The 24,051-nt window shown below is 62.9% G+C and carries 26 protein-coding genes; 13 read left to right on the top strand and 13 right to left on the bottom strand.

Annotated elements, in window-relative coordinates; genetic code table 11:
- Window positions 1-4: 4 nt before the first annotated feature.
- From MB818_RS14910 to MB818_RS14900, 3 genes are read right to left on the bottom strand one after another with little or no spacing between them, the layout of a single operon-like run.
- Complete coding sequence (locus tag MB818_RS14910) at window positions 5-931, bottom strand: SDR family oxidoreductase (RefSeq protein ID WP_238905596.1); 927 nt, start codon at window positions 929-931, stop codon at window positions 5-7.
- Entirely contained in the window at window positions 928-1,830 is a 903-nt protein-coding gene (locus MB818_RS14905) for a bile acid:sodium symporter family protein (protein WP_234177963.1), read from the bottom strand. The genes MB818_RS14910 and MB818_RS14905 overlap by 4 nt, the downstream gene beginning before the upstream one ends.
- Window positions 1,827-3,143 carry a flavin-containing monooxygenase gene (locus MB818_RS14900; RefSeq protein WP_238905594.1) on the bottom strand — a complete coding sequence of 439 codons (1,317 nt, stop codon included), beginning with the start codon at window positions 3,141-3,143 and terminating at the stop codon, window positions 1,827-1,829. Before MB818_RS14900 ends, MB818_RS14905 begins: the two co-directional genes overlap by 4 nt.
- A 115-nt stretch (window positions 3,144-3,258) precedes the next feature.
- On the opposite strand from MB818_RS14900, the gene MB818_RS14895 reads away from it, so the two are divergent.
- Window positions 3,259-3,873 carry a TetR/AcrR family transcriptional regulator gene (locus MB818_RS14895; RefSeq protein ID WP_234217154.1) on the top strand — a complete coding sequence of 205 codons (615 nt, stop codon included), beginning with the start codon at window positions 3,259-3,261 and terminating at the stop codon, window positions 3,871-3,873.
- A gap of 66 nt (window positions 3,874-3,939) precedes the next feature.
- On the opposite strand, the gene MB818_RS14890 is transcribed toward MB818_RS14895, so the two are convergent.
- Both MB818_RS14890 and MB818_RS14885 read right to left on the bottom strand, forming a co-directional pair.
- Entirely contained in the window at window positions 3,940-5,388 is a 1,449-nt protein-coding gene (locus tag MB818_RS14890; protein WP_238905592.1) for a sulfatase family protein, read from the bottom strand.
- Between the two features lie 18 nt (window positions 5,389-5,406).
- Entirely contained in the window at window positions 5,407-6,969 is a 1,563-nt protein-coding gene (locus MB818_RS14885) for an AMP-binding protein (RefSeq protein ID WP_238905590.1), read from the bottom strand.
- A 324-nt stretch (window positions 6,970-7,293) separates the two neighbouring features.
- On the opposite strand from MB818_RS14885, the gene rpsA reads away from it, so the two are divergent.
- Window positions 7,294-8,970 carry a 30S ribosomal protein S1 gene (gene rpsA / locus MB818_RS14880; RefSeq protein WP_234140043.1) on the top strand — a complete coding sequence of 559 codons (1,677 nt, stop codon included), beginning with the start codon at window positions 7,294-7,296 and terminating at the stop codon, window positions 8,968-8,970.
- Between the two features lie 86 nt (window positions 8,971-9,056).
- Here the strand turns inward: rpsA and MB818_RS14875 are convergent, their stop codons facing one another.
- Window positions 9,057-9,977 (bottom strand): glutaminase, encoded by a 921-nt coding sequence (locus tag MB818_RS14875; RefSeq protein ID WP_234167263.1) that lies wholly within the window; start codon window positions 9,975-9,977, stop codon window positions 9,057-9,059.
- Window positions 9,978-10,328: 351 nt separating this feature from the next.
- On the opposite strand from MB818_RS14875, the gene ihfB reads away from it, so the two are divergent.
- The 8 genes from ihfB (at window position 10,329) to MB818_RS14835 (ending at window position 15,230) form a co-directional block, all read left to right on the top strand.
- On the top strand, window positions 10,329-10,613 hold the full coding sequence (ihfB, locus tag MB818_RS14870) for an integration host factor subunit beta (RefSeq protein WP_011046553.1): 285 nt from the start codon (window positions 10,329-10,331) through the stop codon (window positions 10,611-10,613).
- Between the two features lie 6 nt (window positions 10,614-10,619).
- Window positions 10,620-10,973: a lipopolysaccharide assembly protein LapA domain-containing protein gene (locus MB818_RS14865; RefSeq protein ID WP_234143598.1), complete on the top strand. Its 354-nt coding sequence runs from the start codon at window positions 10,620-10,622 to the stop codon at window positions 10,971-10,973.
- Window positions 10,974-10,981: 8 nt separating this feature from the next.
- Window positions 10,982-11,632 carry a phosphoribosylanthranilate isomerase gene (locus tag MB818_RS14860; RefSeq protein WP_238905588.1) on the top strand — a complete coding sequence of 217 codons (651 nt, stop codon included), beginning with the start codon at window positions 10,982-10,984 and terminating at the stop codon, window positions 11,630-11,632.
- Between the two features lie 35 nt (window positions 11,633-11,667).
- Window positions 11,668-11,928, top strand: coding sequence for an N-(5'-phosphoribosyl)anthranilate isomerase (locus MB818_RS14855; RefSeq protein ID WP_234140040.1), 261 nt, complete (start codon window positions 11,668-11,670; stop codon window positions 11,926-11,928).
- A 105-nt stretch (window positions 11,929-12,033) separates the two neighbouring features.
- The gene (trpB, locus tag MB818_RS14850) at window positions 12,034-13,284 is read left to right on the top strand and encodes a tryptophan synthase subunit beta (RefSeq protein WP_234140039.1); all 1,251 of its coding nucleotides are present in this window, start codon (window positions 12,034-12,036) and stop codon (window positions 13,282-13,284) included.
- Window positions 13,285-13,584: 300 nt separating this feature from the next.
- Window positions 13,585-14,091: a hypothetical protein gene (locus MB818_RS14845; protein ID WP_234140038.1), complete on the top strand. Its 507-nt coding sequence runs from the start codon at window positions 13,585-13,587 to the stop codon at window positions 14,089-14,091.
- A 92-nt stretch (window positions 14,092-14,183) separates the two neighbouring features.
- Window positions 14,184-14,666: a hypothetical protein gene (locus MB818_RS14840; RefSeq protein ID WP_234140037.1), complete on the top strand. Its 483-nt coding sequence runs from the start codon at window positions 14,184-14,186 to the stop codon at window positions 14,664-14,666.
- A 36-nt stretch (window positions 14,667-14,702) separates the two neighbouring features.
- A complete protein-coding gene (locus tag MB818_RS14835; RefSeq protein WP_234167261.1) occupies window positions 14,703-15,230 on the top strand; it encodes a helix-turn-helix transcriptional regulator in 528 nt (175 codons plus the stop codon).
- Here the strand turns inward: MB818_RS14835 and MB818_RS14830 are convergent.
- From MB818_RS14830 to MB818_RS14810, 5 genes are all read right to left on the bottom strand, one after another.
- Complete coding sequence (locus MB818_RS14830) at window positions 15,209-15,586, bottom strand: DUF2237 family protein (protein WP_238905586.1); 378 nt, start codon at window positions 15,584-15,586, stop codon at window positions 15,209-15,211. The genes MB818_RS14835 and MB818_RS14830 overlap by 22 nt on opposite strands.
- 9 nt (window positions 15,587-15,595) lie before the next feature.
- Complete coding sequence (locus tag MB818_RS14825) at window positions 15,596-16,759, bottom strand: serine hydrolase domain-containing protein (protein WP_238905584.1); 1,164 nt, start codon at window positions 16,757-16,759, stop codon at window positions 15,596-15,598.
- Between the two features lie 78 nt (window positions 16,760-16,837).
- Entirely contained in the window at window positions 16,838-17,533 is a 696-nt protein-coding gene (gene pth / locus MB818_RS14820) for an aminoacyl-tRNA hydrolase (protein ID WP_234177956.1), read from the bottom strand.
- Between the two features lie 140 nt (window positions 17,534-17,673).
- Window positions 17,674-18,309, bottom strand: a complete 636-nt coding sequence (locus tag MB818_RS14815; RefSeq protein WP_234140032.1) for a 50S ribosomal protein L25/general stress protein Ctc — start codon at window positions 18,307-18,309, stop codon at window positions 17,674-17,676.
- 124 nt (window positions 18,310-18,433) lie between these two features.
- Window positions 18,434-19,597 carry an alpha-hydroxy acid oxidase gene (locus tag MB818_RS14810; protein WP_238905582.1) on the bottom strand — a complete coding sequence of 388 codons (1,164 nt, stop codon included), beginning with the start codon at window positions 19,595-19,597 and terminating at the stop codon, window positions 18,434-18,436.
- Window positions 19,598-19,705: 108 nt separating this feature from the next.
- On the opposite strand from MB818_RS14810, the gene MB818_RS14805 reads away from it, so the two are divergent.
- Window positions 19,706-20,149 (top strand): MaoC family dehydratase, encoded by a 444-nt coding sequence (locus MB818_RS14805; protein WP_234140030.1) that lies wholly within the window; start codon window positions 19,706-19,708, stop codon window positions 20,147-20,149.
- 3 nt (window positions 20,150-20,152) lie between these two features.
- Here the strand turns inward: MB818_RS14805 and trpA are convergent, their stop codons facing one another.
- Together trpA and MB818_RS14795 are read right to left on the bottom strand one after the other, a co-directional pair.
- Complete coding sequence (gene trpA, locus MB818_RS14800) at window positions 20,153-20,944, bottom strand: tryptophan synthase subunit alpha (RefSeq protein ID WP_234140029.1); 792 nt, start codon at window positions 20,942-20,944, stop codon at window positions 20,153-20,155.
- A gap of 78 nt (window positions 20,945-21,022) precedes the next feature.
- The gene (locus MB818_RS14795) at window positions 21,023-21,511 is read right to left on the bottom strand and encodes an acyloxyacyl hydrolase (RefSeq protein WP_238905581.1); all 489 of its coding nucleotides are present in this window, start codon (window positions 21,509-21,511) and stop codon (window positions 21,023-21,025) included.
- A gap of 183 nt (window positions 21,512-21,694) precedes the next feature.
- Here MB818_RS14795 and ychF point away from each other — a divergent pair, with 183 nt between their 5' ends.
- Together ychF and MB818_RS14785 are read left to right on the top strand one after the other, a co-directional pair.
- Entirely contained in the window at window positions 21,695-22,792 is a 1,098-nt protein-coding gene (gene ychF, locus MB818_RS14790) for a redox-regulated ATPase YchF (RefSeq protein WP_234140027.1), read from the top strand.
- Between the two features lie 84 nt (window positions 22,793-22,876).
- Window positions 22,877-24,043: an amidohydrolase family protein gene (locus MB818_RS14785; protein ID WP_234167244.1), complete on the top strand. Its 1,167-nt coding sequence runs from the start codon at window positions 22,877-22,879 to the stop codon at window positions 24,041-24,043.
- The last annotated feature ends 8 nt before the right edge of the window (window positions 24,044-24,051 follow it).

Below are 24,051 nucleotides of genomic sequence, written 5' to 3'. Positions count from 1 at the left end.
CGCTTCAAAGACCCGCCTCGCGCCGCCAGAGGTCGAAGACCTCGTCACTGGTCAGCTCAGGCACATAGCCGAACACCTGTTTCAGTGCGTCATTGGCCAGCACCGGGCGGTATTGCAGGAACCGCACCTGTTCGGGCCCATAGCGCGACAGGCCCAGCGGGCGTGCGACCGCCAGCGCCGCCTTCAGCGCCTGCGCGGGCAGACGCAGCACCGGCTTGCCCAGGACGCGTGCAAGGTCACTGACCCCCATCACCCCGTCGCCCGCCACGTTATAGATACCCGCAGGCCCTTCGCCCGCCGCCCGCGCCAGAATACGGGCCAGATCGCGGGTCCAGATAAAGACAAACGGGCTTTCCGATCCGCGCACCGCCAGCAGGCGGGGTTTGTGAAAGAGGGCGGTGATCTGGTTCTCGGTGCCTGCGCCCAGAACCGTTCCCACCCTCAGCACCACCTGTTCCAGCTGCGGCGCGCCCTGGCGTGCCTCGGCCAGCATCTCTTCGACCTGGCGCTTGTGATCGGCATAGGCGAACTCTGGATTGCCGCGCAGCGGGTCGCTTTCGCGCAGCGGCACCGGGTTGTCGGCGTGATAGCCATAGGCAGCGCCCGAGGAAGTGACCACCAGCCGCCGCACCCCATGCGCCAGACAGGCGTCCAGCACCGCCCGCGTGCCGCCGACGTCGACGCGATGGGCAACCTCGCGCGCCACACCGGGTGACACGATAGAGGCGAGGTGAATGACCACATCCGGCCGCACCTTGGCAATGACCCGGTCAGGGTCATCGCCTGTCACATCCATCTTGAAATAGGTCATGCCCTCGGGCAGCGGATCGGGCCGCGCAAGATCGGTGGCAAAGACCTGCTGACCAGACAGTTCGGCCAACAACGCCTGCCCCACCATGCCCGCCGCACCGGTAATCAGGATGCGGTTCATCGGGCCGCCTCGGTCCTCGCCATGAGCATCGCCAGCCCAAGGCCCGAGATCGCATGCCAGATCCCCCAGAATGCTGCCGCGACCGCCATGCCGCCCAGCCCGTTGAAGAACGCAAAGATCAGCACAAGCCCGAGGCCCGAGTTCTGAATGCCGGTTTCGATCGTCACCGCGCGCCGGTCGTAAGGGGACAGCCGGGTCAGAGTGGCCACAACCCAGCCGCCCCCCAGAGCCAGGCCGTTGTGAAGGATCACAAGCCCGGCGACAGCTCCGGCGAAACTCAGGAAGTACCCCCAATTTGCAGCCAGAGCGAGTATGATGAACGCGATGAAGATGCCCATCGACAGCAGTTGCAGCGGCCGCCGCAGCCGCGCGGTCAGGGCAGGGCGGCGCATGTTCAACGTCACGCCCAGTATCAGTGGGAGGATCAGCATCAACCCGACCGTGACGGCGATCTGCACGGGGTCGATATGGGTCTCTTGCAGGATGGCGCGGGTGGGGGGATACAGGCTTCCCCACAGCGCGATATTCGCGGGAGTCATCACGATGGCGCCCACGGTGGCAAAGGCGGTCATCGACACCGAGAGCGCCGCGTTGCCGCCCGCCCGGTGGGTGATGAAGTTGGAGATATTGCCGCCGGGACAGGCCGCCACCAGAATCAGGCCCAGCGCAATCGACGGGTGTGGCGCGGTGAGCCAGACCAGCGCAAAGGTCAGCACCGGCAGCAGCACGAATTGCGAGAAGAGCCCCACCAGCACGGGTTTCGGGCCGTGCGACAAGCGGCGGAAATCCTCAATCGTCAGGTCGATCGCGATGGAGAACATCACCACCGCCAGGATCGCGTTCAGCAGCGTCAGCGAGGCGGGCGAGAAATTCAGCAGGATATCGTCGATGCCGGTCATGCTCGCGCATCCTTCAGCCGCTTGATCCATCCGGTCACCGCGCCGCGATAGGTGGCCTTGTCCACGTAATAGGCCATGCGCGCCAGCTTGAGGTAGTTCATGCCGCCGGTCGCCCGTTCAAAGCCTGCCGATTTCGCGGCCTTTAGTTCCTCGGCGGCCTTGTTTCCCGCGCGCAGCCCGGTGATGTAACGCGCCACCATCTCGGCCTGTTCATGCCGGCCCTGCCAGCCCAGACCGCTGGCCTCGATCATCCCCAGCACAAAGAGGTCGTCGCGCTCGGGGTGCAGGGCGTTCAGGTAAAGATGCGGCGCATCGCCCTGCCAGTTCAGGAGGCTGCGGTCGATGAATGGATAAAACAGCTTGTAGCCGGTGGCGGCGAGGATCATGTCATACTCCTCGCTCGAACCATCGGCAAAGATCACCCGGCTTCCGTCAAGACGGTCGATATCGGGACGGATGCGCAAATCGCCATGGCCCGCGTGATAGAGGACCAGCGAATTGACCACCGGATGGCTTTCGTAAAGCTGGTAGTCGGGCTTGGGAAACCCGTATTTCTGCGGATCGCCCACGAACCATTTCAGGATCATCCCGTCGACCCGCCGTTTCAGCCACATCGGCAGCTTGATCATGCCGCCCAGCGTATCGGCCGGTTTGCCAAAGACGTATTTCGGTACAAAATAATATCCGCGCCGCATCGACAGGTCGCACATCACCCCGTGATGGATCGCGTCCACCGCGATATCGCAGCCGGAATTGCCCGCCCCCACGATCAGCACCCGCTTGCCATCGAATTGCGAGGGGTGGCGGTAGGCCGAGGAATGGATCAGTTCGCCGTCAAATGTTCCCTTGAACTCCGGCATGTTGGGTTCGGATAACGTGCCATTGGCGATCATCACCCCGGCATAGGTTTCCGCATGCTCTCCCTCTGCGTCGCGCCATGTGACACGCCATCCGTCACCCGGTCCACCCAGCGGCTCACACCGCAGCACCTCGGCCCCGAAGCGGTAATGCTCGCGCAGCCCGAAATGGTCGGCGAAGGCGTTGAAGTACCGCTTCAGCTCGCGGTGCGAGGGGTATTCGGCGACCGCGTCCTCCATCGGGAAGTCGGTGAATTCGGTCATCCGCTTGGAGGAGATCAGATGCGCGCTGTCGTACATGGTCGAGCGGGGGCCATCGATATCCCACAGCCCGCCCACATCCGAATGCAGCTCGAACCCGTCAAAGGCGATGCCCTGTTCCAGCATCACCTTGGCCATGGCCAAGCCCATCGGACCTGCCCCGATCAGGGCAAATCTGTCGCGCGTTTCGATCATCTGCGTCCTCCCGTCGTTCTTAAGTTGAACGAGTGTTCAAAATAAGGCAAGATAATTTGCAAGGGAGATGTTTGTTTTGGAAAAACAACGGCAAAGGGCGCCATCGGCGCGGTCCTTGCAGACGCGGGCCCGTATTCTGGATGCGGCAGAGCAGCTCTTTGCCGCGCGCGGATTCGAGGGCGCGTCGATTCGCGACATCGCCAAGGCCGCAGGGGTGCAGGGGGGGCTGGTGGCGCATCACGGCGGCAGCAAGGAAGAGCTGTTTCGGCTTGTGGTCGCGCGCCGTGCCGGTGCGTTGTCGCGCATCCGTGTCGAGGCACTCGAGGGCGCGCGTGCGCAAGGGCCCCTTGATCTGGCGACCATCCTTGATTGTTTTATCCGGCCCTATGTGACGCTGGCCCAGGAGGGCGGGCCGCATTGGGTCGCCTATGGAAGGCTGCTGGCGCATGTCTCTGCCGATCCACGCTGGAGCACGCTGGCGGCAGAGTGTTTCGACCCTACCGCGCAGCAGTTCATTGACGAGATCGCGGCGCTCTACCCCGGGGCCGTGCCGGGGCGGGCGGCAATGGGGCAGATCTATGCGGTCTCGGCGATGCTGGCCCATGTGTATTCAGCCTGGCGCCTGGATACGCTCAGCCCCGGCGCGGGGGAGGCCGACACCGATCGGCTGATCGCCTTCGCCACGGCCGGTATTCACGCGGTCATGACAGAGAGGGTGCCGGAAAAATGAAATTTTTCCGGGCCGTTTTCCGGCGCGGAAAACGGCCGCCTGCCGCAAGCGCGCATCAATACGATGTCAGAGCGCGCTGCCTTCTTGCGGTGTGGGGGTGTGGTTGAAAACATAAGAATTGCGGCAGGCCTCTTCCCCGCCCAATTCCGCGATCCGCCGCCGCTGGTCGGCAAAGGCGCGGGTATTTACAGCTTCCGGGTCGCATATAAGGCGCAGGCGATGCTCTCCCTCGAGCAATGCGGCCCGGATTTCGGGGTCATCCAACGCGTGTTTGGCAAGGTCCACCAGTTCCTGCGGGTCGCTATCCAGATCGAAAAGCTGAGAGGCTTCGCCGACGTAGTGCACGTATTTCCAGCGCCCCCAACGCAGCATGAACGTGCCTGTGCGGGAGCCGCCGTCGTGATACTCGCTGAACCCGGCCCGCTCGGGATCATCTGGCGCAGTGGAGATAGCACGCAGTGACACTCCGGGCAGGTCCGCGCGCGCCGCTAACCCGCACACCTCGCGCGCGGTTGCGGCGATATCGGTGAGGCTGGTGCAGGTCGATACCCGGTGCCCGGCGGGGATGCCCGGGCCGGCGGCAATCATCGGCACACCGGCGCTGGCCTCGTACATAACCTGTTTGGTCCAGAAACCCTGGTCCCCCATCATGTCGCCATGGTCGGAAACATAGAGGATCACGGTGTTTTTGGCCTGTCCGCTGGACTCAAGCGCGGCCAGTACCCGGCCCACGCAATCATCCATGAAGGAGGTGAGGCCATAATAGGCGGCCTTGGCGGCGCGCATCTTCTGTTCGTCGAAATAGGCGTCATAATTGAAGAACCCGCCGATGTTGCGCAATTCGGCATGATCCGGCAGGCCCAATCCATAGCCCACGGGCAGGTCCATGTCGTCTGGATCGTAGAACGTGGACCATTCCTCGGGACAGGTCAGCGGGTAATGCGGGCTGACCAGCGACACGAAGGCGGCCCAGGGCTGCTCTTGCCGGGCCGGGTCGGCCAGCCAGGTCTCGGCCGCGGCGGTGATGGCGCGGTCATACTCGGTATAGCTGCTGGAGCCGACACCGACATCGGCCGCCAGCTCGGCGGCGGCGTCATAGGTGGGCGGGTTCTTGCGCAGCAGACCCACGGCCCAACCCACACCACCCACCACGTGCATTGGCAGGATCTCCTGCGAAAACCCGTTGTCATCCTCGGATGAGCGGAAATGCAGCTTGCCGATGGAAACGACCTCGCGCCCGGCATCGCGCAGGTCATGCATCCAGCTGCGTGGCTGTCCGGCATAGGGGGTGGCGCTGTCCCAATGGCCGGTCCTGTGGATCCAGTTGCCGGTGGCCAGCGCCGCCCGGGTCGGCACGCACATGGGCGAGGGGGTATAAGCGGCCTCGAACATGGTGCCGCGCGCGGCCAGCGCATCCAGGTTGGGTGTCTTGACGATGGGATGCCCTGCGCATCCCATCGCGTCCTTGCGATGCTCATCCGAGACGATCACCAGAAGATTGAGCGGCTCTGCCATGTCTGGTCGCCCCTTTCCTCAGGTTTGCCTGCCCTGCGCGTCCCGCAGCAGCCGACGCAGGATCTTGCCCGAGGCAGATTTCGGGATCTCGTCCACCACCTGCAACTGGCGCACCTGCTTGTAATGCGCCAGCCGGGTGTCGAGATACGCCTGCACCTCGGCCAGGCTTGGCCCCGCCTGACCGGCCGCCGCAACGACGAAGGCCAGCGGCACCTCGCCCGCCTCTTCATCGGGGGCGCCGATTACCGCCGCATCCGCGATGGCGGGGTGAGTCAGCAATGCCGCCTCGACCTCGGCCGGAGCGACCTGGAATCCCTTGTACTTGATCAGTTCCTTGAGCCGGTCGGTGATATAAAGGAATCCGTCCTCGTCGAAATGGGCGATGTCGCCAGTGCGCAACCAGCCGCCCTCGACGATGGTGGCGCGGGTGGCGGCCTCGTTGTTGAGGTATCCCTTCATCACCTGTGGCCCCCGTACCCACAATTCGCCATCTTCATCCAGCGGCAGGTCGGCGCCGGTCTCGGGGTCGACGATGCGGCATTCGGTGTTCGATATCGCCACGCCCGAGGCGCCCGGCTTGCCCTCTCCACGTGGCGAGACATGACTGACCGGGCTGAGCTCGGTCATGCCATAACCCTGGTTCACCTTTGCACTGATGCGTCCCCCCAGCGCCTCGCCCACGTCACGGCCCAGCGGGGCGGCGGCGCAGAACACCTGTTCGACGCAGGACAGATCGTAATTGGCCACTACCGGATGCTTGGCCAGCGCAATGGCGACCGGTGGCACGATCCACAGTCGAGGTGTGCGGTAGCGCGACACGCAGTCAAGATATTGCTCCAGATCGAAGCGCGGCAGCGTCACCAGGCCGCCACCGCCGGTCAGGTAAATGTTCATCAGCACCTGCAAGCCGTAGATGTGGAAGAATGGCAAAAAGGCGGTGGTCATCTCGCCGGGACGCAAATCGGCGGGCAACAGCGTCTGGTCGATATTCACCACCAGATTGCGATGCGTCAGCATCACGCCCTTGGGTAGCCCGGTGGTGCCCGAAGAATAGGGCAGGACCACCACATGCTCGGACACGTCGACCGGCACTTGTTGTTCAAGCGGTGTGCCCATCAGCTCGCCGAATGACAGCATGCCCTCTGGCGCCTCTCCGACCACCACGATTCGGTCGACACCGGTCCCCTCGATCGCGGCCCGCGCGGTGTCCAGAAACGCGGGTATCGTCACCAGAACCGTGGCCCTGGCATCGTTCAGCTGATGATGCACTTCGGGCGCTGTATAGGTGGGGTTGATCGTGGTGATGGTGCCGCCGGCCCAGGCGACGCCGTGAAATGCGATGCAGTATTCGGGAAGGTTCGGCAGCATCAGTCCGACGCAAGTGCCCGCACCCATCCCGCGCTCGGTCAGCCCCCCGGCCAGGGCCTTGACCGCGTGGATGAACTGAGCGCCGCTATAGCTTCGTCCGCTGGGTCCATCGATCAGGATGGTCATCTTTGGGTCGATCCCCTCGAACACCCGTTCGGTGACGGTCTTGTCGCTCAGGGCGACGTCCTCGAATCTGCTCTTGATAATGGTCATCTGAAATTCTCCCCCTGAAGCCGGGCGCTGCCCGGTCAGGCCATGCTAGAGGCAGGCCCGTTATTTCCAAAGGAATAACACGGGGTGACCGGCAAACGATCTTGCGCTTCGGTGCCGAACCCCCTATAGAGCGCACGTCGATAAGGCGATTTGAGCCATAAAAGAATGAGACGGGCAGGGTCGGGAGTATCCGGCCCTCTTTGTTTTGTGGTGACAAGACCGGATCGTCTGACCAATCCGTGCCGCCCCGGCGGACATCAAACAAGACCGGCGGAGACAACCGCTCGGCCAGCAAAACCGAACTGAAAAGGAAAACAACGCCGCATGGCTAACGCATCCATGGAGGAATTCGAAGCCCTCCTTAACGAAAGCTTCGAAATGGACACCCCCGAAGAGGGATCGGTTGTCAAAGGCAAGGTCATCGCGATCGAAGCGGGCCAGGCCATCATCGATGTCGGCTACAAGATGGAAGGCCGCGTCGAACTGAAAGAATTCGCAAATCCCGGCGAGGCCCCTGAGATTGCCGTTGGCGACGAGGTCGAAGTCTACCTGCGCGCCGCCGAGAACGCCCGTGGCGAAGCTGTCATCTCGCGCGAGATGGCCCGCCGCGAAGAGGCCTGGGACCGTCTGGAAAAAGCCTATGCCGACGACCAGCGCGTCGAAGGCGCGATCTTTGGTCGTGTCAAGGGAGGCTTTACCGTCGATCTGGGCGGTGCCGTGGCCTTCCTGCCCGGCTCTCAGGTCGATGTGCGCCCGGTGCGCGATGCCGGCCCGCTGATGGGTCTCAAGCAGCCCTTCCAGATCCTGAAAATGGACCGTCGCCGTGGCAACATCGTCGTGTCGCGCCGCGCCATCCTGGAAGAAAGCCGCGCCGAACAGCGCGCCGAAGTCATCGGCAACCTGACCGAAGGTCAGACCGTCGACGGCGTGGTCAAGAACATCACTGAATACGGTGCGTTCGTTGACCTGGGCGGTGTGGACGGCCTGCTGCACGTCACCGACATGGCATGGCGTCGCGTCAACCACCCCAACGAGATCCTGAACATCGGCGAGACCGTCAAGGTCCAGGTGATCAAGATCAACAAGGACACCCACCGTATCAGCCTGGGCATGAAACAGCTCCAAGAAGATCCGTGGGATCTGGTCGGTGCCAAGTACCCGCTGGAATCGGTGCATACCGGCCGCGTGACCAACATCACCGACTACGGCGCATTCGTCGAGCTGGAGCCGGGCGTCGAAGGCCTGGTGCACGTCTCGGAAATGTCCTGGACCAAGAAGAACGTCCACCCCGGCAAGATCGTTTCGACCAGCCAGGAAGTGGAAGTCATGGTTCTGGAGATCGACAGCGCCAAGCGTCGCGTGTCGCTGGGCCTGAAACAGACCATGCGCAACCCGTGGGAAGTCTTTGCCGAGACCCATCCCGAGGGCACCGTGGTCGAGGGCGAGGTCAAGAACATCACCGAATTCGGTCTGTTCATCGGCCTTCCGGGCGACATCGACGGCATGGTTCACCTGTCGGACCTGTCCTGGGACGAGCGCGGCGAAGACGCGATCCAGAACTATCGCAAGGGAGACATGGTCAAGGCCGTCGTCTCCGAAGTCGATATCGACAAGGAACGCATCTCGCTGTCGATCAAATCGGTTGGCGGCGACAAGTTCGCCGAGGCCGTTGGCGGCGTTAAGCGCGGTTCGATCATCACCGTGAACGTCACCGCGATCGAGGATGGCGGCATCGAGGTGGAATACGAAGGCATGAAATCCTTCATCCGCCGCTCCGACCTGTCGCGTGACCGTGCCGATCAGCGCCCCGAGCGCTTCTCGGTCGGTGACAAGGTCGATGTGCGCGTCACCAACGTGGACAGCAAGACCCGCCGTCTGGGCCTGTCGATCAAGGCGCGCGAGATCGCCGAAGAGAAAGAGGCCGTGGAACAGTACGGCTCGTCCGACTCGGGTGCATCGCTGGGCGATATCCTGGGCGCGGCGCTGAAGGGCGACAACTAAGTCCTGACCGACGTCTGAGCAAGAAAAGGCCCCGCAGGAGCGATCCTGCGGGGTTTTGCGTTCCATGGCGGTGGTTTGGCGTCGCCCTAACCGAAGATCGACCAGCCCGTCGCCCGCGCCAGATGTTCGACCGCCAGCGTGCCAAGAGCGGAATTGCCATGTGGGTTCAGCCCGGGTGACCAGACCGCGATCGAGGCGCGACCGGGCGCAATGACCAGAATGCCGCCGCCAACACCGCTCTTGCCGGGCAGGCCGACGCGATAGGCGAAGTCGCCAGACCCGTCATAGTGGCCACAGGTCAGCATCAGTGCGTTGATCCGGCGCACGCTGTGGCGCGAGATCAGTGAGGGTGCGGCCGGCCCCCCGACAAGGAACCGGCCGGCCAGGGCAAGCTGGCGCGCAGTCATTTCTATCGCGCATTGGTGGAAGTAGGTGCCGCAGGTCAGGTCCGGGCTGTTGACGAAGTTGCCATGCGCCGCGAGGAAATGCGCCAGGGCCATGTTGCGGTGGCCATGATCGGTTTCAGAGCGCGCCACGGACTCGTCGATATGGATGTTCTCATCATCCGCGGCAGCCCGCACGAAACGCAGGATCTCGCCCAGAACCTCTCGGGGTTGATGGCCGGCAAGAATGGCGTCGGTAACCACCAGCGCCCCCGCGTTGATGAAGGGGTTGCGGGGTATGCCGCCCTCGTGTTCGAGTTGCAAAATGGAATTGAAGGGCAGCCCGGACGGTTCCCGACCGACCCGCTGCCAAAGCCTGTCTCCCAGTCGACCGAGGGCCAGCGCAAGGGTGAAGACCTTGGAAACCGACTGGATGGAGAACGGCGTATCCGCATGTCCCGCGGCAAAGCATCGACCGTCGGCCAGGGCCAGCGCGATGCCGAACTGCTCAGGGTCAACCGAGGCAAGTTCGGGGATGTAATCGGCGACACGGCCCTTGTCGGCGGTGGCGAGCATCCCTGCCGCGATCCCCTCGAGAAGGGTGGTATAGTTCAAATCGTCCATGTCTCCTCGCGCGTGGTCGCAAAGGCTCATACCTCTATCCTTACCTGCTGGCAAAACCGAACTTCCTGCTGTGACCTGGTTGAACGGGCCGGCCTATCGCTGGCGCGGAGCGTTCCGAATCAAGAGGCTTTGCATACGCAGCAATTGATCTTGGTAAGGCTCCGGCAAGGGGTCTCGTCCGGGAATCCGGGCCCATCGCCCTGCTGAATGACGGGTTTGTTGACGGTTATTTGCGGGCAAATGGCGAAATATGGCTTGGCCGCAATCGGTAACCTGTTTCCGCAGAAGGGTTTTCTGCATATAGTCCCTGACATAAGAATGACGACCTTTGGCGTTGGGAGGGCCAGGCGCATGATCCGTTCGGAACTGATCCAGAAGATTGCCGATGAAAATCCGCACCTCTACCAGCGGGATGTCGAGCGGATCGTGAACACCGTTTTTGAGGAAGTCACCGACGCCATGGCACGCGGCGACCGGGTGGAACTGCGCGGTTTCGGCGCTTTCTCGGTCAAGAAGCGGGACGCGCGCATTGGTCGCAATCCCAGAACCGGCGATACGGTCCATGTAGAGGAAAAGCATGTGCCGTTCTTCAAGACCGGCAAGCTGCTGAGGGATCGCCTGAACGGAAAAGCCTGACCCATGATGCGCTATATTCGCTACGCCTTTCTTGCAACGCTCGGGATCATACTTGTCTCGGTGTCGCTGGCCAATCGCCAGATGGTGACGCTGAGCCTGCTGCCCGAAGATCTGGCCCATCTGCTGGGCGTCAACTTTTCGCTGACACTGCCTTTGTTCCTGGTGGTTCTGGGCGGGATCGCGTCGGGCGTGGTGATCGGATTTGTCTGGGAGTGGCTGCGCGAGCACAAGCATCGCCGCACGGCGGATGTAAAGCACCGCGAGGTGCGTAAGCTCGAGCGCGAAGTCAAGTCGCTCAAGAAGAAGCAGAACGAGGGTAAGGACGAGGTCCTGGCGATTCTCGACGATGCCGCTGCCTGATCGCTGAAATGGTCGACGACATTCGCGTCAAGATTTGCGGGCTGACCGATCCACAACAGCTGCGCGTCGCCGTTGAGGCGGGTGCGCGATACGCCGGCTTCGTGTTCTTTGCGAAATCACCCCGGCACCTGACGGTGGACCGAGCGGTTGAACTGGCGGTGTCGGTCCCGGTTGGGGTGGCCAAGGTGGCATTGGTGGTGAATCCAACCGATGCGGACCTGGATGCCATCACTGCCGCCGTTCCGCTCGACATGCTTCAGCTTCACGGCAAGGAAAGTCCCGCGCGCGTGACCGAGGTGAAGGCACGCTATGGTCTGCCAGTCATGAAGGCGATCGGGGTGGCCGAAGCAGCCGATCTGGCGCAGATCGACCTCTATTCCGATGTGGCCGACCAGTTGCTGATAGACGCCAAGCCGCCGTCGGGTGCGGACCTGCCCGGTGGCAACGGGCTGGCCTTTGACTGGCGGCTGCTGGCGGGGCGGAAGTATTGGCGCAAGCCCTGGATGCTGGCAGGCGGGTTGACGCCTGACAATGTGGGCGAGGCGATCCGTCTGACCGGGGCGCGGCAGGTCGATGTCTCGTCGGGCGTCGAATCCGCGCCGGGGGTCAAGGATGCCGGGCTGATCCGAGGTTTTCTTGCGGCTGCGCGGGCGCAGTAACCCATTCTTTACCAGGTCTCGTGCAAAATGGCGCTATGAATCTCGCCCTCCCACCCCAGAGCCCTGAGCAATGGTTCGATCATTTGTTTACCGCCAAATCCGCCCGTTCCGGCGGTGTGGTGCGCCGCAAGGTACGGGACATGGAGCGCATGGTGGGGCGGGAGGTCTTTCTGGCAGAGATCCGGCGCCGTGGCTTTACGGCGGTCGAAAATGCCGGGCAGGTGATCGTGTTCTGCAACGCCGAGCCTGTCCGCCTGATCACGGCACGGGCACAAACTTTCTCTGAAAGTTTGTGATCAAATCCTGAACAGGATTTGGTGTCAGACTTTCGCGAAAGTCTGACCGCTTTACCTTTCAGCGTTGTACCGCTAGTGCTGGACCGCGATACTAGGGAGCACGCCATGGCCAACGACCTTTTCAATTCCTTCATGTCTGGGCCTGATGAACAAGGCCGGTTTGGCATTTTCGGGGGACGCTTCGTCAGTGAAACGCTGATGCCGCTGATCCTGTCGCTGGAAGAGGAATACGAGAAGGCCAAGACCGACCCAAGCTTCTGGGCGGAGATGGATGATCTCTGGGCCAACTACGTGGGGCGCCCCTCGCCGCTCTATTTCGCTGAACGGCTGACCGAGCATCTGGGCGGCGCCAAGGTCTACATGAAGCGGGATGAGCTTAACCATACCGGCGCGCACAAGATCAACAATGTGCTGGGTCAGATCATCCTGGCGCGCCGAATGGGCAAGACCCGGATCATCGCCGAAACCGGCGCTGGGCAGCATGGTGTTGCGACCGCGACGGTCTGCGCCAAGTTCGGCCTGAAATGCGTGGTCTACATGGGCGCCCATGATGTGCGCCGCCAGGCGCCCAACGTGTTCCGCATGCGCTTGCTGGGGGCTGAGGTTATTCCGGTCACCTCAGGCCGTGGTACGCTCAAGGACGCGATGAATGACGCGCTGCGCGACTGGGTGACAAATGTGCGCGACACCTTCTACTGCATCGGCACGGTTGCGGGCCCGCACCCCTATCCGGCCATGGTACGCGATTTCCAGTCGATCATCGGCAAGGAAGCCAAGGAACAGATGATGAAGGCCGAGGGCCGGCTGCCCGACACAATCATCGCGGCAATCGGTGGTGGCTCCAACGCAATGGGTCTGTTCTACCCCTTCCTCGACGACAAATCGGTCAACATCATCGGGGTCGAGGCCGGTGGCAAGGGCGTCAACGAGAAGATGGAACATTGCGCCTCGCTGACCGGTGGCCGCCCCGGCGTGCTGCATGGCAACCGCACCTATCTGCTTCAGGACGACGACGGCCAGATCCTCGAAGGGTATTCGATCTCGGCGGGGCTCGATTATCCCGGCATCGGCCCGGAACACTCCTGGTTGCACGAGGTCGGGCGCGCCAAATATGTCTCGATCACCGACAAGGAAGCGCTGGAGGCGTTTCAGCTCTGCTGCGCGACCGAGGGGATCATTCCGGCGCTCGAACCCAGCCACGCGCTGGCCCACGTGATGAAAATCGCACCGGTCCTGCCCGAGGATCACATCATCTGCATGAATATGTGCGGCCGGGGCGACAAGGACATCTTTACCGTCGCCAAGTTCCTGCGCTTTGACATGTCCGATACCGAAGGCCGCGACGCCGAGGATTGAGTCGCCCTTTTCCGGGCGGCTATGGCCGAACGGTTTGGACCCTGTCGAATAAACCAAAGGCAGACGACAGCGGCCCCGGAGGCCGCTGTCTTCTTTTCTAGCGATGACGATCTAAGCAGAGATTTCGTGTAAGTATCAGATAATTATGATAAACATTTGTTTATCTGCCTCCACCCGTCTTGTTGGTGTCGCTCTAAACCGCAGACCCATTTCTCTCTTGGATCAGCTGTGCAGCCTGATCTCTGTCGGTTGGTTTCCAACGGCATGCATTGGTGACGGAGGTATGAAATGCGAAAGACAATGACATCCAGGGTTGCACTTACAGCCGGAGCAATCCTTGTCGGCGGGCTGGTCGGTCTGGCCGAGGCGAGTGTGGTGCAGACTGATATGATTGCACCCGATCAATCGGGCCTGACCGGTGCGATCGCGGAAACTGCTGTAGGGAGCTTTGCGATTGCAAGTCGCGAGGATGACGGGCGTGGCCGGGGTCGTGGCCGCGGTGCGGATGACGGCCCGGACCATGACGCGGGTGACGACCATGGCGGTCGGGGCCGTGGTGCGGATGACGGCCCGGACCATGACGTGGGCGACGACCATGGCGGTCGGGGCCGTGGTGCGGATGACGGCCCGGACCATGACGTGGGCGACGACCATGGCGGTCGTGGCCGCGGTGCGGATGACGGCCCAGACCATGATGCAGGTGATGACCACGGCGGTCGCGGGCGCGGCGGGGATGATGGCCCCGGCCACGATGCGGGTGACGATCATGGCGGCCATGGCGATGATGGCCCGGGTGACGACGATTGAACGACCGGGGGTTGCCTTGATCCCGCGAAGCGGCAAACCTGCCGTGACTCCTGCCCTGATCAGGGCAGGAGTCTTGTTGATCAGGTAGGCAAATGGATCGCAGAAGCTTCATCACCTCCGGGCTTGTCCTGACACTCTGGACCGGAACCGCCTGGGCACAGTCCGGGACGGACGCCATCACGCGGCAACTCAAGGCGCAGGGCTATACCTCTGTCGAGGTCAGTCGGACGCTGCTCGGGCGCGCGCGGATCGTGGCTAAGCGCCCAGGCGAACAGCGTGAGATCATCGTAAACCCACGGACCGGCGAGATCTTGAGGGACTACTGGCAGGGTAACAGAAACAACGGAGGCGGGTTGCTAAACCGGTCCACCGAAAACGAGACCGAAACCGAGAACGAGGCCGAGGCCGACGACGGCAGCGGCCAGGGCCGTGGACGCGGCCGTGGTCGAGGGGGAGACGATTCGAGTTCGGGTAGCGGATCGGATGGCGATGACGGCGGTGACGATGGTGGCAACAGCGGCCACGGTGGAGGTGACGATGGCGACAGTGGGTCGGGAGGCGATGGTGACGACTGATTTTCTCTGGCCTACCGTCCGCCGGTCAACAGGCGCATGAGGGGCGTTCCGATCCTGTTGGCGATTGCTGTCGTTCAGACGGTGTGCGCGGTCTTCTTCGTGTCCGAAATCCTGCTGACCGTGATCGGCCTGCGCACCACGCCGATCAGCTGGCAGACCCGAGAGTTTCTCGAAATCGGTGCGGCTGTCGGATTGCTTCTCGGTGTAGTGCTGGGGTGGCTTGCTCTCAGCCGGACATGGCGGAGGGCGCGACAGGCGGAAGAGAAACTGCGAGCGGCCTCTGGCGCATTCATGGAGTTGCTGGACGAAAGGTTTGACGACTGGGGCCTGACGGCGGCTGAACGGGACGTGGCGCTTTTTGCGATCAAGGGGTGCAGCCTTCAGGAAATCGCGGCGCTGCGCAACACCTCCGAAGGCACGGTCAAGGCGCAAACCAATGCGATCTATCGTAAGGCGGGCGTATCTGGGCGCCCCCAATTGCTGGGCCTCTTCATCGAAGACCTGATGACCGGTGACCTGATGCCGGAACAGGCGGGCAAGGATCAGTCGCGCCGGATGGCGTGACGCTCCAGCACCTCCAGCGGGACGATTTCCAGCGCGCGCCTGTGGGTCGCCTCCAGGTGCACCTGCGGGCCACACCCCTCGTCGGCGGCCTGCATGAAACGCGCCGCACACAGGCACCAGCGGTCGCCGGGCTTCAGCCCGGCAAAGCCGAACTCGGGCCGAGGGGTGCTGAGGTCATTGCCGACATATTTGGAATAGGCGAGGAATTCGGCCGTCATCACGGCACATACCGTGTGGCTGCCCTGATCCTGCGCGCAGGTGTTGCAATGCCCGTCGCGAAAGAAGCCGGTGACGGGATCGGTCGAGCAGGGCGCCAGCGCTCCACCCAGAACATTGAGATTCGGGTCGGGTGTCATGATCCGATCCTAAAGGCTTTGCGCGATCTTGCGGAACATTTCGATATTGGCCTCGTTCACGCCCTCGCCGCGAAAGCCGCGATCGGCGCCGGTGGTGACGATCACCACGCCGCGCGGCTGGTCGAAATAGATGTATTGGCCATAGACGCCGCGCGCCAGGAATTCGCCCGGACCGGCACCAACCGGGATCCACCATTGATAGCCATAGCCGATCTTGCCGGGCGCGGTCGGGGCGCTGGCGGCGGTCGAGGCGGCGATCCAGTCCGCCGGCACAACCTGTTTGCCGCCATAGCTACCATTCTCAAGGATCATCTGGCCGAACCGGGCATAGTCACGGGTGGTGAAATTGAGCCCACCCAGCACAAAGGCCACGCCCGCGCCATCGGTGATGTAGTAGCCGTCACGCTCCAACCCCAGCGGCGCGATTATCTTTTCGGTCAGCAGGTCGGTGACGCTGCGCCCAGTGGCACCCCGGATCACCATGCCGATCACATGGGTGTCGATCGAGACATATTGCCAGGTCTCGCCGGGCGCGGCGAAACTGTCGGTGAAGCTCGCTGAGAAATCGTCCAGCGTGCCGCCAAGTGCCACCACCCGGCCCATCCTGTTGATGTCGGAATTCTTGTCGAAATAGTCCTCGTCGAAGGTGACGCCACTGGCCATGTTCAGCACGTTGCGAATGCTGGCCGGTTCATAGGCGCTGCCCTTGAGCTGGGGGGCGTATTTGACAACCGGATCGTCGATCGAGGCGATTGCGCCCTCCTCCAGCAGGACACCGAACAGTGCCGAAAGGTAACTCTTGGCTACCGACCATGAGATGCGGCGATCGTCGGGTCCGGTGCCGAGATAATACTCCTCGAACCGGATCTGGCCGTCCTTCATGACAAGAAGAGAAGTGACCGCCCGTTCCTCGACCCAGTCTGCGCCGCCGGTGGGCAGCTCAAAGGCGGCACCATGGGGCAGGTCCGAGGAGGGGCCATTGCCCCGGGCGACCGGGGCGGTCAGAAAGGCCGCGTCCATATGCGAGAAGTTGGAGACGATCTTTTCGGCGTTGAACAGAGAGTTCACGGCGAGCAGCCGGTTGATCTCTTCCCATTTCCAGACGCCGATGACGCCTGCGGCCAGGATCAGGGCCAGCAGGACCCGGCCCAGCCATTTTCCGAATACGCGCATGTCACTCCTCCGATGGGACCACGCGGGAAGGGTCGCAAGGCTTGGGACGCCACGCAACTGCTACGTCGCGGCAGCGGGTTATTTGAACCGGTCGACCAGCTTTTGCAGCGCGCTGCGGTCGTCGGACCGGGGCGCGGGCTCCGGGGCTGGCGCTGCTTTTTCGGGCGTTGCCGATGGCGGACGGGCTGTTCCGGTTGACGAGCGCGGTGGCGCGGTGCGCAGGGCGACCGCGTTCATGAACCGCGCCCCGTCTCCGGCGGCCAGATGCGGCGCGCCGTCCGAGACACCACGCAGCACATTGTCCAGCCAGTCCTCGTCCGCGCGGGCGAAATCATGCAGCACATAGCCTGCCACCGCCTCTTTGCGGCCGGGATGCCCGATGCCCAGCCGCACCCGGTCATAGGCGGCGCCGATATGGTCGTGGATCGAGCGCAGGCCGTTATGGCCGGCATGTCCGCCGCCTGCTTTCACCTTGACCTTGCCGGGGGCAAGGTCAAGCTCGTCATGCAGGACAGTGATGTCAGTGCTGTCGAGCTTGTAGAACCGCATCGCCTCGCCCACCGACTGGCCCGAGCGGTTCATGAAGGTTTCGGGCTTCAGCAGCAGTACCTTTTCGCTGCCCAGCCGCCCCTCGGCGATCTGGCCCTGAAACTTGGCCCGCCACGGGCCAAAGCCGTGATCCTCGGCGATCCGGTCCAGCGCCATAAAGCCGATGTTATGCCGGTTGCGGGCGTATTTCGCGCCGGGGTTTCCCAGTCCGACGAACAATCGCATGTCGGGCCTCTTGCTTTGCCAGTTGCCGGTCCTTCTTGCCGCTTGCGGCTGCAAAAGGCCAGACGGCCCTCTGGGCCTGACTACAAAAAAAGGCGGGGCAAACGCGGCCCCGCCTTCTGAGATTTTGACGGTCGCGAAGATTATTCTTCGGCGTCTCCTTCGGCCTCTTCGCCTTCGGCTTCTTCATCGTCCGACGAGGATGCCAGGCCCGACGGGGCCGAGATGTTGGCGATCACGAAGTCGCGGTCGATGGTCGGCTTGGCGCCGGCGGGCAGATTGACGCTGGAAATGGTCACGACGTCACCGATGTTCAGACCGGACAGGTCGACGGTGATGCTTTCGGGAATGTCGCCCGCGGTGACTTCCAGTTCCACCTCGGGGCGCACCACGGTCAGCACGCCGCCCTTTTTCAGGCCCGGAGCCGCCGCGTGGTTCACGAAGTCCACGTGGATGAACAGCTTGATCCGGCTGGTGCGGCGCAGGCGCATCAGGTCCAGGTGGGTCGGCAGGTCCTTGACCACGTCACGCTGCACGTCGCGGCAGATCACGCGGACATCCTCGTGGCCTTCGACCTTGAGGTTGAACAGCGTCGATTTGAACCGGCCCGCCTTCAGCATCTTGAGCAGCTTGTTGAAGGGGATCTGGATCGGCAGAGGATCGTTGTCGCCACCAAACACAATGCCCGGAACCATGCCGTCGCGGCGTGCCTGACGAGCGGCGCCCTTGCCTGTCCCCGTCCGTTCCAGAGCTACGAGATCAGGAATCTCACCAGCCATGATAATATCTCCAATGTTAGGGCGGGGCTCCTCCAAGGCTGTAGCCCCGCGTGAAGCCGCGCTCTTACAGTGGATCGGGGTCAAAGGAAAGGGGGATTCGCCCGATTTTGCCCCGTTTGCCGGTTCAGGCCCAGCGGCCGCCGAAATCCTCGGGCACAAGCAGGTTGTGGCTGCCCAGATTGGCAACATTCTTCTCGCCGCACAGGGCCATGGTGACGTCAAGCTCGCGGTGGATCACCTCCAGTGCCTTGGTCACCCCGGCTTGCCCCATGGCACCCAGACCATAGACAAAGGCGCGCCCGATCATGGTGCCCTTGGCCCCCAGCGCCAGCGCCTTGAGCACGTCCTGACCCGAACGGATACCGCTGTCCAGATGCACCTCGATGTCGCCGCCCACCGCGTCCATGATCTCGGGCAGAACCCGGATCGAACTCAGCGCGCCGTCCAGCTGCCGGCCACCGTGGTTCGAGACCACGATAGCATCGGCGCCCAGTTTGGCCGCCATTTTTGCATCCTCGGCATCCAGGATACCCTTGAGGATCACTTTGCCGTCCCATTGTTCCATCAATTTGGCGACCTTGCCCCAGTCAAGCGTCGGGTCGAACTGCTCGGCGGTCCAGGCGCCCAGATTGGCGGTGTCCGAGACGCCGTGAACATGGCCAACGATATTGCCGAAATTGCGCCGCTTGGCGCCCAGCATCTCGATCCCCCAGGCCCATTTGGTCATCAGGTTGGCGATGGTTTTGGGCGTCAGTTTCGGCGGGGCGGACAGGCCGTTCTTCAGATCCTTGTGCCGCTGGCCCAGGATTTGCAGGTCGAGCGTGATCACCAGCGCCGAACACTTGGCGGCCTTGGCCCGCTGGATCAGGCGGCTGGTATAGTCGGTGTCGCGCATGATGTAGAGCTGGAACCAGAAGGGGCGGCCCGTGGCCTCGGCCACCTCCTCGATCGAGTTGATCGACATCGTCGACAGCGTAAAGGGCACGCCGAATTCGTTGGCGGCGCGGGCGGCCTTGATCTCGCCATCGGCGTTCTGCATGCCGGTCAGCCCCACGGGCGCCAGCGCCACCGGCATCGCCACGTCCTGCCCGACCATCTGGCTGGCGGTCGAACGGCCGGACATGTCGACGGCAACCCGCTGGCGCAAGCGGATCAGGTCGAAATCCGAGCTGTTCTCGCGAAAGGTCTGTTCTGTCCAGCTGCCGCTTTCGGCATAATCGTAGAACATGCGCGGCACGCGGCGTTCATAGATCCGCTTGAGATCTTCGATATTGGTGATGACGGCCATATCCTGTCCCTCAAAATTGGTTAAATTTGTTTACCAATATTTTTGCCGCTTGGCAACTCGGTCTGGCCGCGACACTGTGCACCGGGCGCTTTAGCAAGGGCAGAGGGCATGACGAAATACTGGGAGGATTTTCCGGTCGGGTTCCGCTACGAGTCCGACCCGTGGGAAATGACGGGTGACGAGATCATGGATTTCGCGCGCAAATGGGACCCGCAACCGTTCCACATCGACCCCGAGGCGGCAAAGGACGGCCCGTTCGGGGGGATCATCGCCAGCGGCTGGCACACGCTCGTCACCGCGTTCGAGCGTTGGTATGCATCGGGCCTCTGGGCCGAGGCCTCGATGGGGTCTCCAGGTATGACCGATGTAAAGTGGATGGTGCCCGTGCGCCCCGGCGACTTGCTGCGGGTGGTGGCAACGGTCACCGAGAGTACCGCGTCGCGTTCGCGACCCGACCGTGGCCGGATCACGGTGCTGAGCGAGATCTACAATCAGGACGGCCAAAAGGTTGCCGAATATTCAGGCATCAACATCCTGCGGCGCCGGCCCTGACGCTCAGGCGCTGTGCGCGCCGTCCGCCAGCGATTTGACAAAGGCCAGGACCTCGGCCACCGGTTTGCCCGCGCCGATCTGGCTCACGATGGCCGAACCCACAACGGCGCCATCGGCGACGCTGGCGATGGCGCGCGATTTCTCGGGCGTGTTGATCCCGAAGCCCACGATAATTGGCAGGTCGGTCGCCGCCTTGATCCGGGCCACTTCGGGGCCGACATCGGTCGCCTGCGCCTCGGCCGCGCCGGTGATCCCGGTGATCGAGACGTAGTAGACAAAGCCCGATGTGTTTTGCAGCACGCGCGGCAGACGCTTGTCGTCGGTCGTCGGCGTGGCGAGCCGGATGAAGTTCAAACCGGCCGCTTGTGCGGGCAGGCACAATTCGGCGTCTTCCTCGGGCGGCAGGTCGACCACGATCAGCCCGTCGATACCGGCGGCCTTGGCATCGGCCAGAAACCGGTCGACGCCGCGATTGTAGATCGGGTTGTAATAGCCCATCAGGACGATGGGCGTGCTGTTGTCGGTCTTGCGGAACTCGGTCGCCAGATCCAGTGTCCGCTGAAGCGTCATGCCGCCATCAAGCGCACGCTGGCCAGCCAGCTGGATCGTGGGACCGTCCGCCATGGGGTCGGTAAAGGGAAGACCCAGTTCGATAACATCCACCCCAGCGCCGGGCAGGCCCTTGACCAGCTCCAGCGAGGTGTCGAAATCCGGATCCCCCGCCATCACATATGAGACAAAGGCCTTTTTGCCTTGGGCTTTCAACTCGGCGAATTTGGCGTCGATACGGGTCATCGGGCGTCCTTGCGTTCTGCTATCGGCCTGATGTGCAGAAAACCGTGCCGAAAATCAATCCCACACCCGACGCGCAGCTCAGAAAGAGCGGTGGAACCGCAGCAGAACCGAGTTGACTCCCGGGTTGAACTCGGAAATCGAGGCATTCGATTTATGCGTGATCGCCAGCGACAGCGCATCGCCATTGTCAAAGCGGTAACCGACGCCAAACAGGCTGCGCACTTCGAACCGGCTGCCCAGCGTGTTGCTGTCCTCACCCTCGAAATAGACGCCGGGCAGAACGCTGGCCTCGATGAACCAGTTTCTGTCCAGGGCATATTCTCCGGCAACGCCCGCGCCCAGGTGGAAATCGCCATTGGCATGCAGCGTCGCCGCCGCGGCCAACCGGGTGCTGAGGCTACCCCGCTCCCAGAACGGCGTGTGCTGGTATTCCAGTGACAGAACCCCCTGATCTTGGGACTGCTCGTGCTGGAAATCCGCGTATCCCGCGCCAAGGACAAGGGATTGCGCCTGCGTTGTGCCGGCAAGCCCAAAGGCCAGGATCGCGGAGAGAAGGAACTGTTTCATATCGCTGCCATTTCTTGTGACGGTGTTCGGCAGGAGAAATGTGTACCGATCAGTAACCCCACAAGTGGGCTCACGCGGGGCTTGCGCAGTCGTGAAGGGATGAAACATGCCGACGCGCGCGCGGCTTGCGCATTTGCGCCGACCCGCCTAGAAGGCCCCGTCAGATGGCATCAGGAGACGGTCATGGGTTTCAAAATGGGTATCGTGGGTCTGCCGAACGTGGGCAAGTCGACCCTGTTCAACGCATTGACCCGCACCGCAGCGGCGCAGGCGGCAAACTTCCCCTTCTGCACCATCGAGCCCAATGTGGGCGAGGTGGGCGTGCCCGATGCCCGGCTGGACAAGTTGGCCGCGATTGCCAAGTCGAAACAGATCATCCCGACCCGCATGACATTTGTGGACATCGCCGGGCTGGTCAAAGGCGCCTCCAAGGGCGAAGGGCTGGGCAACCAGTTCCTGGCCAATATCCGCGAGGTCGACGCCATCGCCCATGTTCTGCGCTGTTTCGAGGACGGCGACGTGACCCATGTCGAGGGCCGCGTCGACCCGGTGGCCGATGCCGAGACCATCGAGACCGAACTGATGCTGGCCGATCTGGAAAGCATCGAGAAGCGCCGGGCCAATCTGGTGCGCAAGCTCAAGGGCAATGACAAGGACGCGCAACAGCAGGACCGTTTGCTGGCCGCGGCGCAGGCGGCGCTGGAAGATGGCAAGCCCGCCCGCGTGGTCGAGGTCAGCGACGAGGACGCCAAGGCCTGGAAGATGCTGCAACTGTTGACCACCAAGCCGGTGCTTTATGTCTGCAACGTGGGCGAGGCCGAGGCGGCCGAGGGCAATGCCCATTCCGCCCGTGTCGCTGAAATGGCCGCCGCGCAGGGCAACAGCCACGTGATCATCTCGGCCCAGATCGAGGAAGAGATCAGCCAACTCGAAGATGACGAGGCCGCCATGTTCCTCGAAGAGATGGGGCTGGAAGAGGCCGGGCTCGACCGGCTGATCAAGGCCGGATATGCGCTCTTGCATCTGGAAACCTATTTCACCGTCGGCCCGAAAGAGGCGCGCGCCTGGACCATCCGTCAGGGCACCGCTGCGCCGCAGGCGGCGGGCGTGATCCATGGCGATTTCGAAAAGGGCTTCATCCGCGCCGAAACCATCGCCTATGACGACTATATCGCCTGCAACGGCGAGCAGGGCGCCAAAGAGGCTGGCAAGATGCGGGCCGAGGGCAAAAGCTATGTCGTCAAGGACGGCGACGTGCTGCACTTCCTGTTCAACACCTGACCCGATGGGCCGGACAGCCGGCGCTTGACCGAATCCCCGCCTATGTTAGCGTGCTAACGAGTTTCTCGTTTCGCGGAGGGCGCCATGTCGGGCAAGCTTGTCATCACCAATATCGGCCTGTTGCTTTCGGGCAAGATGGAAGAGCCGATCTATGACGGCGATTGCGTCATTGCCATCGACGGACGGATCTCGGACTGGGGATACGAGGGTGATCTGGATACCGAAGGCGCCGACACGCTGATCGACGCCAATGGCGTCACCCTGGCGCCGGGCCTGATCGACAGCCATGTGCACCCGGTGGTGGGGGATTATACCCCGCGCCAACAGCAGTTGCACTGGATCGACAGCACCCTGCACGGGGGCGTGACCACGCTGATTTCGGCGGGCGAGGTGCATATGCCGGGCCGCCCCAAGGATATCGTCGGCCTCAAGGCGATGGCGATCGCGGCGCAGCGCTGGTACGAGAATTTCCGCCCCTCGGGTGTAAAGGTGATGGCCGGTGCTCCGGTGATCGAACACGGCATGGTCGAGCAGGATTTCAAGGAACTGGCCGATGCCGGGGTCAAGCTGCTGGGCGAGGTCGGTCTGGGCACGGTCAAGGACGGCAAGACCGCGCGTCAGATGGTCGATTGGGCGCGCAAATACGGCATCCAGTCCACCATCCATACCGGTGGCCCCTCGATCCCCGGATCGGGCCTAATTGACGCAGACATGGTGCTGGAAACCGGGACGGATGTGATCGGCCATATCAACGGCGGCCATTCGGCGTTGCCTGACGACCAGATCATGTGCCTGTGCGAAAGCTGCACCGCCGGGCTGGAGATCGTGCATAACGGCAACGAGCGCGCCGCACTGTTGACGCTGAACACCGCGCGCGAGTTGAAGCAGATGGACCGGATCATTCTGGGCACAGATGGGCCGGCGGGCTCGGGCGTGCAGCCGCTGGGCATCCTGCGCATGGTGGCGATGCTGTCGGCGCTGGGCAATGTCCCGGCCGAGATCGCGTTCTGCTTTGCCAACGGCAACACCGCCCGTCAGCGCGAGCTGGATACCGGGTTGCTGGAGCGGGGCTATGCCGCCGATTTCGTGCTGATGGATCAGGCGCAGCATGCGCCGGGCAAAACCCTTCTGGAATCGGTGCAGCTGGGCAATCTGCCCGGCGTCGGCATGACCGTGATCGACGGGGTGGTGCGCAGCGAGCGCAGCCGCAACACCCCGCCCGCAACCCGCTTGCCCCGGATCGTCAGCTAGGGCAGAAC

The sequence above is a fragment of the Ruegeria alba genome (assembly GCF_022321465.1).
Lineage (GTDB): Bacteria > Pseudomonadota > Alphaproteobacteria > Rhodobacterales > Rhodobacteraceae > Ruegeria_B > Ruegeria_B alba.
The sequence above is the reverse complement of the archived record's forward strand: the minus strand, read 5'-3'. Positions and strand labels throughout refer to the sequence as shown.

Coding starts and splice junctions, on each gene's coding strand:
- MB818_RS14910 (WP_238905596.1), bottom strand. CDS start 931: ATGAACCGCATCCTGATTACCGGTGCGGCGGGCATGGTGGGGCAGGCG.
- MB818_RS14905 (WP_234177963.1), bottom strand. CDS start 1,830: ATGACCGGCATCGACGATATCCTGCTGAATTTCTCGCCCGCCTCGCTG.
- MB818_RS14900 (WP_238905594.1), bottom strand. CDS start 3,143: ATGATCGAAACGCGCGACAGATTTGCCCTGATCGGGGCAGGTCCGATG.
- MB818_RS14890 (WP_238905592.1), bottom strand. CDS start 5,388: ATGGCAGAGCCGCTCAATCTTCTGGTGATCGTCTCGGATGAGCATCGC.
- MB818_RS14885 (WP_238905590.1), bottom strand. CDS start 6,969: ATGACCATTATCAAGAGCAGATTCGAGGACGTCGCCCTGAGCGACAAG.
- rpsA (WP_234140043.1), top strand. CDS start 7,294: ATGGCTAACGCATCCATGGAGGAATTCGAAGCCCTCCTTAACGAAAGC.
- MB818_RS14875 (WP_234167263.1), bottom strand. CDS start 9,977: ATGGACGATTTGAACTATACCACCCTTCTCGAGGGGATCGCGGCAGGG.
- ihfB (WP_011046553.1), top strand. CDS start 10,329: ATGATCCGTTCGGAACTGATCCAGAAGATTGCCGATGAAAATCCGCAC.
- MB818_RS14865 (WP_234143598.1), top strand. CDS start 10,620: ATGCGCTATATTCGCTACGCCTTTCTTGCAACGCTCGGGATCATACTT.
- MB818_RS14860 (WP_238905588.1), top strand. CDS start 10,982: ATGGTCGACGACATTCGCGTCAAGATTTGCGGGCTGACCGATCCACAA.
- MB818_RS14855 (WP_234140040.1), top strand. CDS start 11,668: ATGAATCTCGCCCTCCCACCCCAGAGCCCTGAGCAATGGTTCGATCAT.
- trpB (WP_234140039.1), top strand. CDS start 12,034: ATGGCCAACGACCTTTTCAATTCCTTCATGTCTGGGCCTGATGAACAA.
- MB818_RS14845 (WP_234140038.1), top strand. CDS start 13,585: ATGACATCCAGGGTTGCACTTACAGCCGGAGCAATCCTTGTCGGCGGG.
- MB818_RS14840 (WP_234140037.1), top strand. CDS start 14,184: ATGGATCGCAGAAGCTTCATCACCTCCGGGCTTGTCCTGACACTCTGG.
- MB818_RS14835 (WP_234167261.1), top strand. CDS start 14,703: ATGAGGGGCGTTCCGATCCTGTTGGCGATTGCTGTCGTTCAGACGGTG.
- MB818_RS14830 (WP_238905586.1), bottom strand. CDS start 15,586: ATGACACCCGACCCGAATCTCAATGTTCTGGGTGGAGCGCTGGCGCCC.
- MB818_RS14825 (WP_238905584.1), bottom strand. CDS start 16,759: ATGCGCGTATTCGGAAAATGGCTGGGCCGGGTCCTGCTGGCCCTGATC.
- pth (WP_234177956.1), bottom strand. CDS start 17,533: ATGCGATTGTTCGTCGGACTGGGAAACCCCGGCGCGAAATACGCCCGC.
- MB818_RS14815 (WP_234140032.1), bottom strand. CDS start 18,309: ATGGCTGGTGAGATTCCTGATCTCGTAGCTCTGGAACGGACGGGGACA.
- MB818_RS14810 (WP_238905582.1), bottom strand. CDS start 19,597: ATGGCCGTCATCACCAATATCGAAGATCTCAAGCGGATCTATGAACGC.
- MB818_RS14805 (WP_234140030.1), top strand. CDS start 19,706: ATGACGAAATACTGGGAGGATTTTCCGGTCGGGTTCCGCTACGAGTCC.
- trpA (WP_234140029.1), bottom strand. CDS start 20,944: ATGACCCGTATCGACGCCAAATTCGCCGAGTTGAAAGCCCAAGGCAAA.
- MB818_RS14795 (WP_238905581.1), bottom strand. CDS start 21,511: ATGAAACAGTTCCTTCTCTCCGCGATCCTGGCCTTTGGGCTTGCCGGC.
- ychF (WP_234140027.1), top strand. CDS start 21,695: ATGGGTTTCAAAATGGGTATCGTGGGTCTGCCGAACGTGGGCAAGTCG.
- MB818_RS14785 (WP_234167244.1), top strand. CDS start 22,877: ATGTCGGGCAAGCTTGTCATCACCAATATCGGCCTGTTGCTTTCGGGC.